The 16,586-nt window shown below is 58.6% G+C and carries 16 protein-coding genes; 12 read left to right on the top strand and 4 right to left on the bottom strand.

All coding sequences use genetic code 11. The features are described 5' to 3' along the window. Positions 1-40: 40 nt before the first annotated feature. From flgN to flgA, 3 genes are all read right to left on the bottom strand, one after another. Positions 41-472 carry a flagellar export chaperone FlgN gene (flgN, locus tag AC6I79_RS11895; RefSeq protein WP_058769621.1) on the bottom strand — a complete coding sequence of 144 codons (432 nt, stop codon included), beginning with the start codon at positions 470-472 and terminating at the stop codon, positions 41-43. Between the two features lie 5 nt (positions 473-477). Further along, complete coding sequence (gene flgM, locus AC6I79_RS11890) at positions 478-780, bottom strand: flagellar biosynthesis anti-sigma factor FlgM (RefSeq protein ID WP_104186892.1); 303 nt, start codon at positions 778-780, stop codon at positions 478-480. A gap of 106 nt (positions 781-886) precedes the next feature. Next, positions 887-1,546 (bottom strand): flagellar basal body P-ring formation chaperone FlgA, encoded by a 660-nt coding sequence (flgA, locus tag AC6I79_RS11885; protein ID WP_021506424.1) that lies wholly within the window; start codon positions 1,544-1,546, stop codon positions 887-889. A 154-nt stretch (positions 1,547-1,700) separates the two neighbouring features. On the opposite strand from flgA, the gene flgB reads away from it, so the two are divergent. The 11 genes from flgB (at position 1,701) to flgL (ending at position 11,591) form a co-directional block, all read left to right on the top strand. Next, positions 1,701-2,114 carry a flagellar basal body rod protein FlgB gene (gene flgB, locus AC6I79_RS11880; RefSeq protein WP_021506423.1) on the top strand — a complete coding sequence of 138 codons (414 nt, stop codon included), beginning with the start codon at positions 1,701-1,703 and terminating at the stop codon, positions 2,112-2,114. A 2-nt stretch (positions 2,115-2,116) separates the two neighbouring features. Beyond that, on the top strand, positions 2,117-2,521 hold the full coding sequence (flgC, locus tag AC6I79_RS11875; protein ID WP_021506422.1) for a flagellar basal body rod protein FlgC: 405 nt from the start codon (positions 2,117-2,119) through the stop codon (positions 2,519-2,521). Between the two features lie 12 nt (positions 2,522-2,533). Next, positions 2,534-3,208 (top strand): flagellar hook assembly protein FlgD, encoded by a 675-nt coding sequence (flgD, locus tag AC6I79_RS11870; RefSeq protein WP_021506421.1) that lies wholly within the window; start codon positions 2,534-2,536, stop codon positions 3,206-3,208. 25 nt (positions 3,209-3,233) lie between these two features. Further along, positions 3,234-4,436: a flagellar hook protein FlgE gene (gene flgE, locus AC6I79_RS11865; RefSeq protein ID WP_021506420.1), complete on the top strand. Its 1,203-nt coding sequence runs from the start codon at positions 3,234-3,236 to the stop codon at positions 4,434-4,436. A 20-nt stretch (positions 4,437-4,456) separates the two neighbouring features. Continuing rightward, on the top strand, positions 4,457-5,215 hold the full coding sequence (locus AC6I79_RS11860; protein ID WP_058759464.1) for a flagellar basal body rod protein FlgF: 759 nt from the start codon (positions 4,457-4,459) through the stop codon (positions 5,213-5,215). A 17-nt stretch (positions 5,216-5,232) separates the two neighbouring features. Continuing rightward, complete coding sequence (gene flgG / locus AC6I79_RS11855; RefSeq protein WP_021506418.1) at positions 5,233-6,015, top strand: flagellar basal-body rod protein FlgG; 783 nt, start codon at positions 5,233-5,235, stop codon at positions 6,013-6,015. 62 nt (positions 6,016-6,077) lie between these two features. After that, positions 6,078-6,788, top strand: coding sequence for a flagellar basal body L-ring protein FlgH (locus tag AC6I79_RS11850; RefSeq protein WP_021506417.1), 711 nt, complete (start codon positions 6,078-6,080; stop codon positions 6,786-6,788). Between the two features lie 69 nt (positions 6,789-6,857). Continuing rightward, entirely contained in the window at positions 6,858-7,907 is a 1,050-nt protein-coding gene (locus AC6I79_RS11845; protein WP_230201060.1) for a flagellar basal body P-ring protein FlgI, read from the top strand. Then, positions 7,907-8,848, top strand: coding sequence for a flagellar assembly peptidoglycan hydrolase FlgJ (gene flgJ, locus AC6I79_RS11840; protein ID WP_021506415.1), 942 nt, complete (start codon positions 7,907-7,909; stop codon positions 8,846-8,848). Before AC6I79_RS11845 ends, flgJ begins: the two co-directional genes overlap by 1 nt. A 116-nt stretch (positions 8,849-8,964) precedes the next feature. Next, positions 8,965-10,608 carry a flagellar hook-associated protein FlgK gene (flgK, locus tag AC6I79_RS11835; protein ID WP_498027305.1) on the top strand — a complete coding sequence of 548 codons (1,644 nt, stop codon included), beginning with the start codon at positions 8,965-8,967 and terminating at the stop codon, positions 10,606-10,608. Positions 10,609-10,625: 17 nt separating this feature from the next. Next, positions 10,626-11,591, top strand: coding sequence for a flagellar hook-associated protein FlgL (gene flgL, locus AC6I79_RS11830; RefSeq protein ID WP_059010446.1), 966 nt, complete (start codon positions 10,626-10,628; stop codon positions 11,589-11,591). Between the two features lie 181 nt (positions 11,592-11,772). Here the strand turns inward: flgL and rne are convergent, their stop codons facing one another. Further along, the gene (gene rne / locus AC6I79_RS11825; protein WP_159378275.1) at positions 11,773-15,051 is read right to left on the bottom strand and encodes a ribonuclease E; all 3,279 of its coding nucleotides are present in this window, start codon (positions 15,049-15,051) and stop codon (positions 11,773-11,775) included. A gap of 573 nt (positions 15,052-15,624) precedes the next feature. Between rne and rluC the strand changes: the two genes are divergently transcribed. Further along, complete coding sequence (gene rluC, locus AC6I79_RS11820; protein WP_021506411.1) at positions 15,625-16,584, top strand: 23S rRNA pseudouridine(955/2504/2580) synthase RluC; 960 nt, start codon at positions 15,625-15,627, stop codon at positions 16,582-16,584. Positions 16,585-16,586: the final 2 nt, after the last annotated feature.

Below are 16,586 nucleotides of genomic sequence, written 5' to 3'. Positions count from 1 at the left end.
GTGGCGACCCTGATTCAGCGGACCCGCAGCACGGCTGCGTTTAGCCTTTGCGGCTCAGCGTCGTCTGGCCTAAACCACGACCGTCCGGGCCGTAAAATGACTGGGTCTGATGCGGTTTCAGCACCGACAGCGCCTGTTCGGTAAAGGTCATCTGATGCTGCAACAGCATGCCATTGTGCTGATTGGCGTCGCGCAGACGCTGGGTATGTTGCTGAATACTGTGCCAGCGGCGTGCGATGTCACTGTGACCACGATAAGGCGCTTTGGTACCCAGCGACAGCTCGGTTTTGCGGCGCATCTCGTCCAGATAATTCAACGTCGTCAGCAGCGCGCTTTTATCTTCTGTAATGCGCTGCAGCAGGTTGCCATTAATCCGTCCGGCAGAAAGTTGCTGCTGCTCTTCATCCATCACGACGTTAAGCGAACTCAGCACATCCTGCATTTTATCTAAGGTGGTCAGCAGATTATCCATCGGGACTATTTACCCTCTAAAAACGCCCTGGTATCGGCGATCAGCGCATCGGCGATCTTACCGGTATCCATTTTCAGTTCACCATTACGAATGGCGGTCTTCAGCTGCTCTACGCGCGCTGTGTTAATATCTTTGCTGCCCGGCTGCATCAGCTGCGCCTGAGCGGGACTCAGCGTCACTTCCGCACCATTCTGGCTGGTGCTGGTGGCCGGTGCGCTGTTCTGACGCACTTTTGCCTGGTTGTCGCTGCTGTCACGGGTTTGTACAGTGCTCACCGGTTTTAAAGGCTGCGTTCTGTCGATACTCATGGTGTGGCTCCTGTTAGGGTCAGTTGGGGATCAGCCAACTGAGTCAGCATAGGGTAATATCATTGTTGATATCTCTATCGGCAGAACAACAGCGTTCTTTAACGCTTTATAGCGATATCAGAATATTCCCATCCTCGCTGACACGACCGCTTACCACCTGGCCATTGCTCATGCGCACGCGCACCGTCTGCGCCGCGCTGGCGTTGTTTAACGCACGACCTTCACTGCTGGCATTAAAGCCGTTGCCGCTGGCAATCACCATCACATTCTGACCGGCTTTCACCCGCCACGGCTGGCGCAGCATGGTGGCCGTCACCGGCTGGCCTGGCGCAATGTCACGCAGGGCAATGGCGTCCGCCAGATTGCTGCTGCTGAGCAGCGCGCGCGCCGGCAGCGTATCCAGCCGGCCACTCTCCAGGCGGAAATCACTGGCGCTGACGTTGCTGCCGCGCGCCAGCTGACGATTGGCTACCAGATACTCGCCGGTGACCTGCACCTGCACCTGCAGATAGCGACGATTCTGGCCGCAGCTGGCGGCAATGCTCAGATTGCCCCACTGGCGACTGTTCCCCGGTAGCAGCAGCTGCGGTGTGTCGCAGGCGGGCCACTGCGTCTGCGGCGTGCGGACCACCACGGTCATACCGGCGGCGTGCTGCGGATCGCGCGCCTGAAAGAACTGAGTCAGCTGCGCGCTGAGATCGGCAGCATAGCCGGGCGTCGCGAAGGCCAGCCACAGCAGGGCCAGCAGGGAAGAAGTTGTACGCATCAACGCCTCCTGTCGAAAAGATGGCACTGAGTCTACTCCGCACACCAAAAATTCAAGGTGAAAAATAGCCACGATTTTTGCTGCTATTCAGACGATAGCCCTTGCTTTTGTCCCATTAAGCTGTCAGCTCGAAATTCTCATTCGCGGAGGAAGCATGCTCGACAAACTCGATGCCGCGCTGCGATTTGGTACAGAAGCATTAAACCTGCGGGCGCAGCGCCAGGAGATTCTGGCGTCTAACATTGCCAACGCCGATACCCCGGGCTACCAGGCGCGGGATATCGACTTTGCCAGCCAGCTGAGCAAGGTGATGCAGAACGGCCGTGCCGAAGGCAGCAGCCTGGCGCTCAATGTCACGTCATCACGTCACATTGAAGCGCAGACCAATTCACAGCCCGCACTGGATCTGCTGTACCGCATTCCCGATCAGCCTGCCGCGGATGGTAACACCGTGGATATGGATCGCGAGCGTACGCAGTTTGCGGATAACAGCCTGAAATACCAAACCGATCTCACCCTCATCAGTAGCCAGATCAAAGGCATGATGAGCGTTCTGCAGGGGCAATAATCATGGCATTGCTGAATATCTTTGATATCGCCGGTTCTGCGATGACCGCACAGTCACAGCGGCTCAACGTCAGCGCCAGTAACCTGGCCAACGCCGACAGCGTCACCGGGCCGGACGGTCAGCCGTACGTGGCGAAGCAGGTGATTTTCCAGACCGATGCCGCTCAGGGCGCGGCCACCGGCGGCGTCAAAGTGGCCGGTGTCGTGAACGACCCGACGCCCGCCAAACTGGTGTATGACCCGGGTAATCCGCTGGCTGACCAGAAAGGCTACGTCAAAATGCCTAACGTCGACGTGGTCGCCGAAACCGTTAACACCATGTCCGCGTCGCGCAGCTATCAGGCCAACGTCGAAGTGCTGAACACGGTGAAGTCAATGATGATGAAAACCCTCACCATGGGTCAGTAACGGAGACGCATTATGAGCCTTGCAGTAGGGATTAAAGACAACCTCGACCCCACGGTCCTCAGCTCCAGCAGCAGCACCGGCAGCGGCAACAGCGCGCAGGATCTGCAAAACCAGTTCCTGAACATGCTGGTGACGCAGCTGAAAAATCAGGACCCGACTAACCCGATGGACAACAGTCAGCTGACAACCCAGCTGACGCAGATCAACACCCTGAGCGGCATTGAAAAACTCAATACCACGCTGGGATCGATCTCCGGTCAGATCAGCACCAGCCAGTCGCTGCAGAGCTCAACGCTGATCGGCCATGGCGTAATGGTGAAGGGCAGCCAGGTGCTGGTCGGCAGCGGCACCAGCACGCCGTTTGGCGTGGAACTGGGTACCGCGTCGACCGCCACCAGCGTCACCATCAAAGATGGCAACGGCAGCGTAGTGCGCTCCATCGATCTCGGCGGTCTCAGCGCCGGCGTTCACACCTTCTCGTGGGACGGCAAGATGGACGATGGCAGCGCCGCACCGGACGGCAAATATACGGTTTCACTCGCCGCCAGCAATGGCAGCACCCAACTGGTGGCACAGCCGCTGAACTACGCCTATGTCAACGGCGTCAGCACCGTGAATAACACCGCAAAACTGGATCTCGGCACCATGGGCTCCGCGACCCTCGATGAAATTCGTCAGATTCTCTGACTAACCTCTTAGCAGGAGAAATAGCATGTCATTTTCACAAGCGGTGAGCGGCCTGGGCGCTGCCTCCAGCAACCTCGACGTTATTGGTAACAACATCGCCAACTCGGCGACGGCCGGCTTTAAATCCAGCACCATCGCGTTTGCCGATATGTTCGCCGGTTCGAACGTCGGTATGGGTACCAAAGTCGCAGCGGTGATTCAGAACTTTAACGACGGCACCACCACCTCTACCAGCCGTGGGCTGGACGTGGCGCTGAGCGGCAACGGTTTCTTCCGTCTGACCGACGCCAGCGGCGGCGTGTTCTATTCGCGTAACGGCCAGTTCACGCTGGACGAAAACCGTAACCTGGTGAACACCCAGGGCCTGACCGTAACCGGCTATCCGGCTAACGGCACCCCGCCAACCATTCAGGCCGGTGCCAACCCGGTCGCGCTGAGCATTCCGACCACCCAGATGTCGGCGCGCGCCACCACTACCGCCACCATGGTATCCAACCTGAACTCAACCGATGCGGTGCCAACCGGCGGTGCGTTCACGGCAACCAACGTGGATACTTACAACGCCAAAAGCACCGTGACCGTATACGACTCGCAGGGTAACGACCACGCGCTGGATCTGTACTACGTCAAAACGGCCGACAACAACTGGACGGTGCACGCGATTGATTCCACCACTGGTCAGGCTGCCGGTAACTTCAACATGGTATTCGATACCAGCGGTAACCTGACCTCGGCCAGCACAGTGGCGCTGACCATTCAGGGTGCCAACGGTGCCGCGGCCAACCAGGCCGTCAGCCTCAGCGTGCTCGGCAGCCTGCAGCAGAACACCGGCAAAACCAACTTCGGTAACCCAACCCAGGATGGCTATGCACCGGGCGATCTGACCAGCTACACCATCAACGACGATGGCACCATCACCGGGACTTACTCCAACCAGAAAACCCAGCTGCTGGGTCAGATTGTGCTGGCGAGTTTCTCTAACCCGGAAGGGCTGAAGTCCGAAGGCGATAACGTCTGGTCGGCGACCAACTCCTCGGGCCAGGCGGCAGTCGGTCTGGCAGGCACCGGTACCTACGGCAACCTGACCTCCGGCGCGCTGGAAGCGTCCAACGTCGACCTGAGTAAAGAGCTGGTGAATATGATCGTTGCCCAGCGTAACTATCAGGCCAACAGCCAGACCATCAAAACGCAGGACCAGATTCTTAACACCCTGGTCAACCTTCGTTAATACGCTAACGGGATTGCTTTATGGATCACGCAATATATACCGCGATGGGCGCGGCCAGTCAGACGATGGAGCAACAGTCTGTCACCGCCAGCAACCTCGCCAACGCCTCGACGCCGGGCTTTCGCGCTCAGCTCAATGCGCTGCGCGCGGTGCCGGTCAACGGCTGGTCGCTGCCAACACGTACGCTGGTGGCCGCTTCCACACCGGGTGCCGATATGTCGCAGGGCTCGCTCGATTACACTGAGCGTCCGCTCGATGTGGCGGTGCAGCAGGATGGCTGGCTGGCGGTGCGTACCGCTGACGGCAGCGAAGCTTATACCCGCAACGGTAACATGCAGATTAGCCCGACCGGCCAGCTGACCATTCAGGGCAATCCCGTGATGGGCGATGGCGGTCCGATTGCCGTGCCGCAGGGCGCGCAACTGACCATTGCCGCCGACGGCTCCATCACCGCGCTTAACGCCGGTGACGCGCCGAACGCCACGGTGCAGCTTGGACGGCTGAAGCTGGTACGTGCCACAGGCCAGGAACTGACGCGCGGTGATGACGGCATGTTCCGTCCCAGCGCCGCCACTCAGGCACAGCGCGGCGCGGCGCTGCCGAATGACGCGACCGTGCAGGTGATGCCGGGCGTGCTGGAGGGCAGCAACGTGAAGCCCGTGGAAACCATGGTCGACATGATCGCCAACGCCCGACGTTTTGAGATGCAGATGAAAGTGATCTCCAACGTCGATGAAAACGAACAGCGGGCTAATCAGCTACTCAATATGAGCAGCTAAGGCTTAAGGAAAACAGAATGATTCGTTCTTTATGGATCGCGAAAACCGGTCTTGACGCACAGCAGACCAACATGGACGTCATCGCCAACAACCTGGCGAACGTCAGCACCAACGGCTTTAAGCGTTCACGCGCGGTGTTCGAAGATCTGATGTACCAGACCCTGCGTCAGCCGGGTGCGCAGTCGTCAGAACAGACCACGCTGCCGTCGGGCCTGCAGATCGGTACCGGTGTGCGTCCGGTGACCACCGAACGTCTGCACAACCAGGGCAACCTGTCGCAGACCAGCAACTCAAAAGATGTGGCGATTAATGGTCAGGGCTATTTCCAGGTGCAGATGCCGGACGGTACGTCGGCGTATACCCGCGACGGCTCGTTCCAGGTGGATCAGAACGGCCAGCTGGTGACCAACGCCGGTTTCCCGGTGCAGCCAGGCATCACTATTCCGGCGAACGCCACCAGCATCACCATTGCGCGTGACGGCGTGGTGACGGTGACACAGCAGGGGCAGACGCAGCCGGCACAGGTTGGCCAGCTGACGCTCAGCACCTTCATGAACGATGCCGGACTGGATAGCGTCGGGGAAAACCTCTATCAGGAAACCCAGGCCTCCGGTGCGCCGACCGAAAGCACGCCGGGCCAGAACGGGGCCGGTCTGCTGTATCAGGGTTACGTGGAAACCTCCAACGTCAACGTGGCGGAAGAGCTGGTGACCATGATCCAGACGCAGCGCGCTTATGAGATCAACAGCAAAGCGATCAGCACCTCCGATCAGATGCTGCAGAAGTTAACCCAGCTGTAATGCCGGGATCGTTGGGCCAGCGCGTCTGGCCCGATTAAGAACATGAAAAAGGTCAGAACTCCGTGGCGAAGCAAGTGATTCTCAAGCCTGGGCATTGGTTAGTAGCCACGCTGCTACTGACCCTTAACGGTTGTGCGCTGGTGCCGCGCACGCCACTGGTACAGGGCGCGACGACGGCTGAGCCGACGCCATCCGCACCGCCGGTGGTGAACGGTTCCATTTTTCAGGGCGTGGCGCCGCTCAACTACGGCTATCAGCCGCTGTTTGAGGATCGTCGTCCACGTAACATTGGTGACACCCTGACCATTACGCTGCAGGAAAACGTCAGCGCCAGCAAAAGCTCTTCAGCCAATGCCAGCCGCGACGGCAGTAACAGCTTTGGCCTGAGCGCCATCCCAACCGGCCTGGCCGGACTGGTGGGCGCCGGCGGCGAAAAAGCCGCGCTCGATGCCAACGGCAAAAACGATTTCGCTGGCAAAGGTGGCGCGACCGCCAACAACACCTTTACCGGCACCATCACCGTCACCGTTAACCAGGTGCTGTCGAACGGCAACCTGCGCGTGGTCGGCGAGAAACAGATTGAAATCAACCAGGGCACCGAATTTATTCGCTTCTCTGGCGTAGTGAACCCGCGCACCATCAGCGCCAGCAACGCGGTGCTGTCAACGCAGGTCGCCGATGCACGTATTGAGTACGTCGGTAACGGTTATATCAATGAGGCGCAGACCATGGGCTGGTTCCAGCGCTTCTTCCTGAACGTCTCGCCGATGTAAGAGGTCATGATGAAAAACACTACACTGCTGCGTTTGGGCCTGGGCCTGTTGCTCGGCATCAGCAGCCTGATGGCGCAGGCCGATCGCATCCGCGATCTCACCAGCGTGCAGGGCGTACGCGATAACCAGCTGATTGGTTACGGTCTGGTGGTTGGCCTTGATGGCACCGGTGACCAGACCACCCAGACGCCGTTCACCACGCAAACGGTGAGTAACATGCTGTCGCAGCTGGGCATCACCGTGCCTGCCGGCACCAACATGCAGCTGAAAAACGTGGCGGCGGTGATGGTCACCGCCAAACTGCCGTCGTTTGCCCGTCAGGGACAGACGGTTGACGTGGTGGTGTCCTCTCTGGGTAACGCCAAAAGCTTGCGCGGCGGTACGCTGCTGATGACGCCGCTGAAGGGCGTCGATAACCAGGTTTACGCGCTGGCGCAGGGTAACATTCTGGTTGGAGGGGCGGGCGCCTCGGCCGGTGGCAGCAGCGTGCAGGTTAACCAGCTCAACGGCGGCCGCATTACCGGTGGCGCCACCGTCGAGCGTGAGCTGCAGAGCAACTTCGGCAGCCAGAACACCATCAACCTGCAGCTTAACAACGAAGATTTCACCATGGCACAGCGCATTGCTGATGCCATCAACAGCCGTGGCGTGGGGTCAGCGCTGCCGCTGGACGCCCGTACCGTGCAAATCCGCGTGTCGCCGAATAACAGCTCGCAGGTACGTCTGCTGGCGGAGATCCAGAACATCGACGTGTCGGTACCGCTGGAAGACGCCAAAGTGATCATCAACTCGCGCACCGGTTCGGTGGTGATGAATCGCGAAGTGACGCTCAATACCTGTGCGGTGGCGCAGGGCAACCTGTCGGTCACGGTTAATCAGCAGCAGAACGTTAGCCAGCCGGATACGCCGTTTGCCGGTGGTCAGACGGTTGCCACCACGCAAACGCAGATCGATCTGCGTCAGAGCGGTGGCGCGCTGCAGCGGGTTAACGCCAGTGCCAACCTGAACAACGTAGTGCGGGCGCTGAATGCGCTGGGTGCGACACCGATTGAGCTGATGTCGATTCTGCAATCGATGGAGAGCGCGGGCTGCCTGCGCGCGAAGCTGGAAATTATCTGATGACCGATACGCAATCGCTGATGAACGCGGCGTATGACAGCCGCTCGCTGAACGAACTGAAACGCCAGGCTGCCGTGGACCCGAAAGGCAAAGCGCTGCAGGTGGCGAAGCAGGTCGAAGGGATGTTCGTGCAGATGATGCTGAAAAGCATGCGTGAAGCGCTGCCGCAGGATGGCATGCTGAGCAACGATCAGACGCGGCTTTACACCTCGCTTTACGATCAGCAGATTGCGCAGGAAATCGGCAAGCGCGGGCTGGGTCTGGCCGACACCATTGTCAAACAGATGCAGCCGGCGCAGGCACCGGACGAAAGCGCCGGTACCGTGCCGATGAAACTGGATAACAGCTTCATCTATAGCAGCATGGCGCCCACGCAGCTGGAGCAGATGGTGCGCAAAGCGGTGCCGCGTCTGCCGGTCTCGCCGGCCAGCCTGCCGGGTGACAGCAATGAGTTTATCGCCCAGCTGGCGCAGCCGGCGAAAGTAGCCAGCCAGCAGAGCGGCATTCCTCACCATCTGATTCTGGCGCAGGCGGCACTGGAGTCCGGCTGGGGCCAGCGGCAGATCCTGACGCGCGACGGTAAGCCGAGCTACAACGTGTTCGGGATCAAAGCCAGCGGCGACTGGAAGGGCGAAACCACCGACATCATGACCACGGAATACGAGGGCGGTGAAGCGAAGAAAGTGCGCGCCACCTTCCGCGTTTATGGCTCCTATTTCGAAGCACTCAGCGATTACGTGCGGTTGATTTCCAGTAACCCACGTTATGCGGCGGTGGCGAACGCACCGAGCGCCGAGCAGGGCGCGCGCGCGCTGCAGGCGGCTGGCTATGCGACTGACCCGAAATATGCGCAGAAACTGGTAGGAATGATCCAGCAATTCAAAAACATGGGCGAAAAAGTGGTTAAGGCTTACAGCCAGGATTTCACCGATCTGTTCTGATTTTTCCGCTCAAGTTTCGCTTAAGCACGCCGATAACCTTCACATGCCGCGGGCGTTGTGGCCCGCGCAATCGCACTGATGACTGCCAGCCCGGTTAACGGGAAAAAGGAACCGAGATGTCCAGCATAATTAACTCCGCGATGAGCGGGCTGAGCGCCGCACAGGCCGCATTAAGCACCACCAGTAACAACATCAGTAATTACACCGTGGCCGGTTATTCGCGCCAGACGATTTTGCTGTCGCAGGCCAACAGTACGCTGCAGGGCAGCAACTATTATGGCAACGGCGTCAATGTGACCGGCGTGCAGCGTGAATACGATGAGTTTATTACCGCCCAGTTGCGCGGTAACAGTGCCAACTACAGCGCGGTCAATTCACAGTACAACCAGATTTCGAATATTGATGATCTGTTGTCGACGTCGACCACCAGCCTGTCTGACTCGATTCAGAGCTTTTTCACTAACGTGCAGAACGTGGTGAGTAACGCGGACGATCCTTCTGCGCGTCAGTCTATGCTCAGCTATGCGCAGGGGCTGGTAAACCAGTTCCAGACCACCGCACAGTATCTGACCAGCATGCAAAACAGCGTCAATACGGACATCAAAGCCAGCGTCGAGCAGATCAACACCTATTCCAGCCAGATTGCCGATCTCAACACGCAGATCGCCAAGCTGACCACCGGCGGCGGCTCTGCGCCTAACGACCTGCTCGATCAGCGCGATCAGCTGGTCAATAACCTGAATGGCCTGGTCGGCGTGAACGTGTCGCAGCAGGACGGTAACTATATCGTCTCGATGGGTAACACCACGCTGGTCAACGGCAGCAAAACCACCTCGCTGATCGCCATGCCTTCCAGCAGCGATGCGTCGCGCATTACCGTGGGCTATGTCGATAAGCAGGCCGGTAACGTTGAGATCCCGGAAAAAACGCTGACCACCGGTTCGCTCGGGGGCCTGCTGGCGTTCCGTACCCAGGATCTGGATAACGCGCAGAACCAGCTCGGACAGCTGGCAGCGGCATTCACCACCAGCTTCAACCAGGTGCACAGCCAGGGCTATGACAGCAAAGGCAACACCGGCATCAACTTCTTCAATATTGGTAGCCCGACAGTGGTGACCAACAGCAAAAACACTTCTGCCGCCACCGTCAGTGCCAGCTGGACCGACACCGGGGCGATGAAAGCCTCTAATTACAGCGTGAGCTATGACGGCAGCAACTGGTCGGTGACGCGTCTTTCGGACAACGTGAAAGTGACGCCGACCATGGGCAGCGACGGTGCCGGCAATACCACCATGAGCTTTGACGGACTGTCATTAACGGTAAACGGAACGGCTAACGCCAAAGACAGCTTCCTGGTCAAACCGTTGCAGGATGTGATTAGCGGCATGTCAGTGGCTATCACCAGTGAATCGCAGATCGCGGCAGCTTCGGCTGCGGGTGGCGCCAGCGATAACCGTAACGCGCAAAAGCTGCTGGACCTGCAGGATGCCAAACTGATTAACGGTAACGCCACGCTGGCGCAGGGTTATGCCAGCCTGGTGAGCACCGTCGGCAACAAAACCAAAAACCTCGAAACCGCCGCTACCACCCAGAAGGGCGTGGTGACGCAGCTGACCGAACGTCAGCAGTCGGTTTCTGGCGTAAACCTCGACGAAGAGTACGCCAACCTGAGCAAATATCAGCAATTTTACATGGCGAACGCGCAGGTACTGCAAACCGCCAATACCATTTTCGATGCTCTGATGAGCATTCGCGGTTAATACGGGAGGCCTGACCGATGAGACTCAGTACCAATATGATTTTCGACCAGCAGGTGCGCGGCGTCACTGATGCGCAATCCTCCTGGCTGAAAGCGGGTGAACAATTGTCAACCGGTCGCCGCGTGACCAATCCGTCTGACGATCCGATCGCCGCTTCGCGCGCCGTGGTGCTGTCGCAGACGCAGGCGCGCGACAGCCAGTTCGCGCTGGCGCGTTCGTTCGCGAATCAGGGCCTGTCGCTGGAAGAGAGCACGCTGAGTGATGTCACGACGGCGATTCAGTCGGCGCAATCCACGCTGATCAGCGCCGGTAACGGCTCGCTGAGTGACGATGACCGCGCCTCTTATGCTACCCAGCTGGAGGGCATTCGCTCGCAGCTGCTCAACCTGGCCAACAGCAAAGACGGGAACGGCCGCTACCTGTTTGCCGGCTATGCGTCCGACAAGCCGCCGTTCACCGAAGATGCCAGCGGTAAAATCATCTATAGCGGTGGCAGCGACGCGATCACCCAGAAAGTCGACAGCGAACGCACCATGACGGTGGGCCATACCGGTAATTCAATTTTTGACCAGCTGACCAGCAACGCCAAGCCAGAGCCGGATGGCAGCGCCAGCCAGACTAACCTGTTCGATATGCTGGATGACGCCATTGCGGCGCTGAAAGTGCCGCAGAATGATGCTGACGATGCCACTAAACAGACCTTCAGCGCGGCGATGGACAAAGCCAACCGTGGCTTCAGCAACTCGCTGAACAATGTGCTGGCGGTGCGTTCTGAGATTGGTACCCAGCTGGACGAACTGGATACGCTGGATGCAAAAGGTGACGACCGCAAGGTGACGCTGAAAGATCAGATGAGCACGCTGGTTAACGTCGATTACACCGAAGCCATTTCTACCTACACCATGCAGCAGCAGCTGCTGCAGGCGTCGTACACCACCTTTAGCGATATGTCGAAGATGTCGCTGTTCCAGATGAATAAATAAACCTGACTGTTTGAGCGTACTTAAACCGGGTACGCTTAGTTTTTCCCACTGCCTGCGAGGGCCGTGGGATTTTTTTTGGCTTTTATTCAGAGTGTTCAGTCAGGTGGAAGGGGAGAATGCGGGCAATAAAAAACCCCGGACCAGCCGGGGTTTGGAGACGGTAGTGCTCTACAGCAGAGACTTACGCGCTTTCCGGACGGGTAGCCGGTGCGGTAGCCTGATGCGTGGCGCTGTGACCACCGGCTGAACCGCGTCCTTCGAAGTTGAAGGCCGGACGGACCCAGTCACTGTGACGCACGGGCTCAGGTTCCCATGCCGGTGCCGGTGCTTTGGTCATCGGCGCCGTAGCGTGATGCTTAAAGCGGGTCTCAGCATGGCTGACCCCGGTATCACGGGCGGCAACCGGTGCGTGCGGTTCGGTGACCGGCGCGACAGGTGCTTCGGCCGCTACCGGCGCGGACAGCACTTCTTCTACCTGCGCTTCGACTGCGGGTGACACCTCGATCGGAGCCTGTTCCGCTGCGCTAACCGCTTCGGTAACCACTGGCGGCGTCTCTTCGGCAGGCGTAACAGCCGGTTGCGCTTCTGCTGCGGTTTCCTGTGCAACTGCTTCATCGGCTGCGGAAATCACTGCTGGCTGGTGATCAACCGGTACCGCCACTGGCGTCAGGTCATCAGTATTCACCACCGGCACCTCAGTGTGCGCCTGCGGTTCAGCCTGATGCACCACTTCTGGCGCTGGCGTTTCTGGCTGTGCCACGGCTGCGGCTTCGACAGCCACAGGCAGTTCTTCCGCCGGGGCGGCATCCTGATAGCCATAGTCTGGCATTTCGTTCAGCGCCTGGTTAGAAGTGAAGTGCTCGTGAGTCTGCGTGACCGGATAGGTGATCCACACTTTGCCTGACGCCATCTCTGGTGAGGCTGCAGCTGTTTCCAGCGGCATCGCAGACTGCGTAGGGTAACGCTCGTCACGATAGCGACGACGACGCTGACCGCTGACGCGCAGATGACGCGGTGAGCGACGTGAACGGCGCGGCATGTTGGCCCCGTCACGGTTCTCGCTGTCATCCTGCTCATCCTGAGCGGTTTCGGCTTGCTCTTTCAGCTGGGCGCGCTGGCTGTTTTCCTGCACCGCTTCAGTAACGGCGGCGGCAGGCAGCTCAGCAGGGATCGCCTCAGCGTTGTCACCTACGCGCACGCGCTGACTGAGCTGGCGCTGTTTGCGACGCGGCATAACCTGAACGCGTTCGTCTTCCTGCGCAACGCTGTCATCAACGCTATCAACAACAGGCACCTGCTCAGCCACTTGCGGCTCCTGCTGCGCACGCTTCTCTTCCTGACGACGACGCTGGCGCTCAGCACGCTGTTCGCGACGCTGTTGCTGCTGCTCATCACGCTGCTGCAGTTGCTCTTCAGTCAGCGCCGGACGCTCGCCGCGCGCGTCATTCTGACGCTTGTTACGGCGGTTATCCTGATCGCGTGGCTCGCGGGCTTCACGAGGCTCACGTGGTTCACGCGGCTCGCGCGCTTCACGTGGCTCACGGCCTTCACGGCTCTGCGCATGCTCACCGTTGCGCGGTGTGCGCTCGCGGCGATTGTTGTTGTTGCGACGATTGTTACGACGCTCACCACGCTGCTGCGTATTCTCACCGTCAGCCGTTTTCGCTTCGGTCTTCTCTTCAGCAGGGGCCGCGGCGGGGGCATCACCAGCAAACAGTTTTTTCAGGCCACCCAGCAGGCGCGCAACAAAACCGGTGCTGACGGTCGCGGGTGCTGCGACCGCCGGTTTGGCTTTGACGTCAACCGCTGCCGGCTGGCTCTCTTCACTTACTTCAACCGGAGCCGGTGGTGCATCTGGCATCACGAAGGCGGCCAGTGCTGGCTGCTCCGGACGACGACGCTCAGCGTGCTCTTCTTCCGAAGGCAGCGCCATCTCAGCTTCATGCAGTTTCGGCAGGTGATAGGAGAGGGTTTGCGTCTCTTCACCTTTGCGCACGCGCAGCACCGAGTAGTGCGGCGTTTCCATCTGATCGTTTGGCACGATGATGGCACGCACGCCGCCCTGACGTTTCTCAATCGCACTGACCGCTTCACGTTTTTCGTTCAGCAGGTAAGAGGCCACCTGAACCGGCACAATGGCGTGCACTTCTTTGGTGTTGTCTTTCAGCGCTTCTTCTTCAATCAGACGCAGGATCGACAGCGACAGCGATTCGTTATCACGAATGGTGCCGGTGCCGCTACAGCGCGGGCAGACGTGATGGCTGGACTCACCCAGTGACGGGCTGAGGCGCTGACGCGACATCTCCAGCAGACCAAAGCGTGAAATGTGGCTGATCTGGATACGCGCCCGATCCTGACGTACCGCTTCACGCAGACGGTTTTCCACGGCGCGCTGATGGCGCACAGGCGTCATATCGATGAAGTCGATAACAATCAGACCACCGAGGTCGCGCAGACGCAGCTGACGGGCAATCTCGTCGGCGGCTTCCAGGTTAGTGTTGAAGGCGGTCTCTTCGATATCACCACCGCGTGTCGCGCGGGCGGAGTTGATATCAATGGCGGTCAGCGCTTCGGTGCTGTCGATAACGATAGAACCGCCGGACGGCAGGCGCACTTCGCGCTGGAACGCCGATTCAATCTGCGATTCGATCTGGTAATGGCTGAACAGCGGAATTTCACCGGTATACAGTTTGATTTTGCTGCTGAAGTCAGGACGACCGAGCGCGGCGATGTGCTGACGCGCCAGCTCCAGCACTTTCGGGTTATCGATAAGGATTTCACCGATATCCTGGCGCAGGTAGTCGCGGAAGGCGCGCACAATCACGTTACTTTCCTGATGAATCAGGAACGGTGCCGGGCGGCTGTCTGCGGCTTTTTTGATGGCTTCCCAGTGCTTCAGACGGAAGCTGAGGTCCCACTGCAGCGATTCGGCAGATTTGCCGACGCCAGCGGTACGCACGATCAGGCCCATGCCGTCCGGCAGCTCCAGCGCTGACAGCGCCTCTTTCAGCTCGGTACGGTCGTCACCTTCGATACGGCGGGAAATGCCGCCGGCGCGCGGATTGTTGGGCATCAGCACCAGATAGCTACCAGCCAGCGAAATAAAGGTGGTCAGTGCTGCCCCTTTATTACCGCGCTCCTCTTTATCAATTTGTACGATCACTTCCTGGCCTTCACGCAGCACATCTTTGATGTTCGGACGGCCATGCGCGTTGTAATTAGCAGGGAAGTATTCGCGGGAAATTTCTTTCAGAGGGAGGAAACCGTGACGCTCGGCACCGTAATCAACAAACGCAGCTTCGAGGCTGGGTTCAATACGGGTGATTTTACCTTTGTAGATGTTGGCTTTTTTCTGCTCGTGTCCGGGGCTTTCGATATCCAGATCGTACAGACGTTGTCCGTCAACAAGGGCAACGCGCAACTCCTCCTGCTGAGTTGCGTTGATTAACATTCTTTTCATCGTGACTTACTCGTTATTCTCACATGAGTGATAAAGCTGCGGGCATCGTTACCCTGGACGAGAATCAACCGATGGCCCCGTGTCTGCATGCACTGACGTCAACCTCACGGTTGTCGGCGGCTAAAGGGGCGCAAATCTTGTCGGTGGCCTGTTTTTCATAAGGAAAACCAGCGCCTGAAGGTGGAAGTGCTACAGAGTATTCAAAAATCCACACATCCCAGTCTGTCGTCCAGGCCGCAACCCGCAGCCCGCTAAGTGCCTGATTAAACATCACGTCTTACGCCATTGCTGCGTGTCCGTTTCATCCGGCAAAATACCTTAATTTCGCTCTTTTTCCTGCCTGACTCTTTCCAGGACAGAAACCTCTGCATTATTCCATTGCTTAGCAACTTATAGCAAGGCGACTTTTACCGAGCTGTGAAGTTTGTTCATCCTTAACCTGTTCATTTGCAGGGGTAATCATCGCATCGTTGAAAAAGCCAGCATTCTGGCCGCGTAACGCGGCGATAAAGTCAGAGTTAAGCACAGAAAAAGGGGTGGCGCTATCCGGGGACACTATTTAGAATCGCCGCCATGAAAACAGAGAATCCCGGCGTACAATTTGTCGCCATCACGGCTGAAAATGCCGGTCAACGCATTGATAACTTTTTGCGCACCCAGCTGAAAGGGGTGCCGAAAAGCATGATTTACCGCATTCTGCGTAAAGGCGAGGTGCGGGTGAATAAGAAGCGCGTAAAACCTGAATATAAGCTGGAAGACGGCGACGAAGTGCGCGTGCCGCCGGTGCGCGTGGCCGAGCGTGAAGAGCAGGCAGTGTCGCCCAAACTGGATAAAGTAGCGGCGCTGGAGTCGTGCATTCTGTATGAAGACGATTATCTGCTGGTGCTGAACAAACCGTCCGGCACCGCGGTGCACGGCGGCAGCGGGCTGAGCTTCGGCGTGATTGAAGGGCTGCGCGCGCTGCGCCCGGAGGCGCGTTTCCTTGAACTGGTGCACCGTCTCGATCGTGACACGTCCGGCATTTTGCTGGTGGCGAAGAAGCGCTCGGCGCTGCGTTCACTGCACGAGCAGCTGCGTGAGAAGGGCATGCAGAAGGATTATCTGGCGCTGGTGCGCGGCGACTGGCCATCGCACCTGAAAGTAGTGCAGGCACCGCTGCTGAAAAATATTCTGCAAAGCGGCGAGCGCGTGGTGCGGGTCAGCGCTGAGGGCAAGCCCTCAGAAACGCGCTTTAAAGTTGAAGAACGTTTTGGCCTGGCGACATTAGTTAAAGCCAGTCCGGTGACCGGACGTACGCATCAGATTCGCGTGCATACCCTGCATGGCGGACACCCGATTGCCTTTGACGATCGTTATGGCGATCGCGAATTCGATCGCCAGCTGGCACCAACCGGTCTGGCGCGGCTGTTCCTGCATGCTGCCGCGCTGACGTTTACCCATCCCAACACCGGCGAAAGCCTGCGTATGGAAGCGCCGCTGGATAAGGCACTAAAGCACTGCCTGTCCCAGCTGCGCCAGCAGAAAAAAGCCTGACA

Source organism: gamma proteobacterium symbiont of Scutellera amethystina, from assembly GCF_059730845.1.
This window is presented reverse-complemented; position numbering and strand designations above follow the sequence as displayed.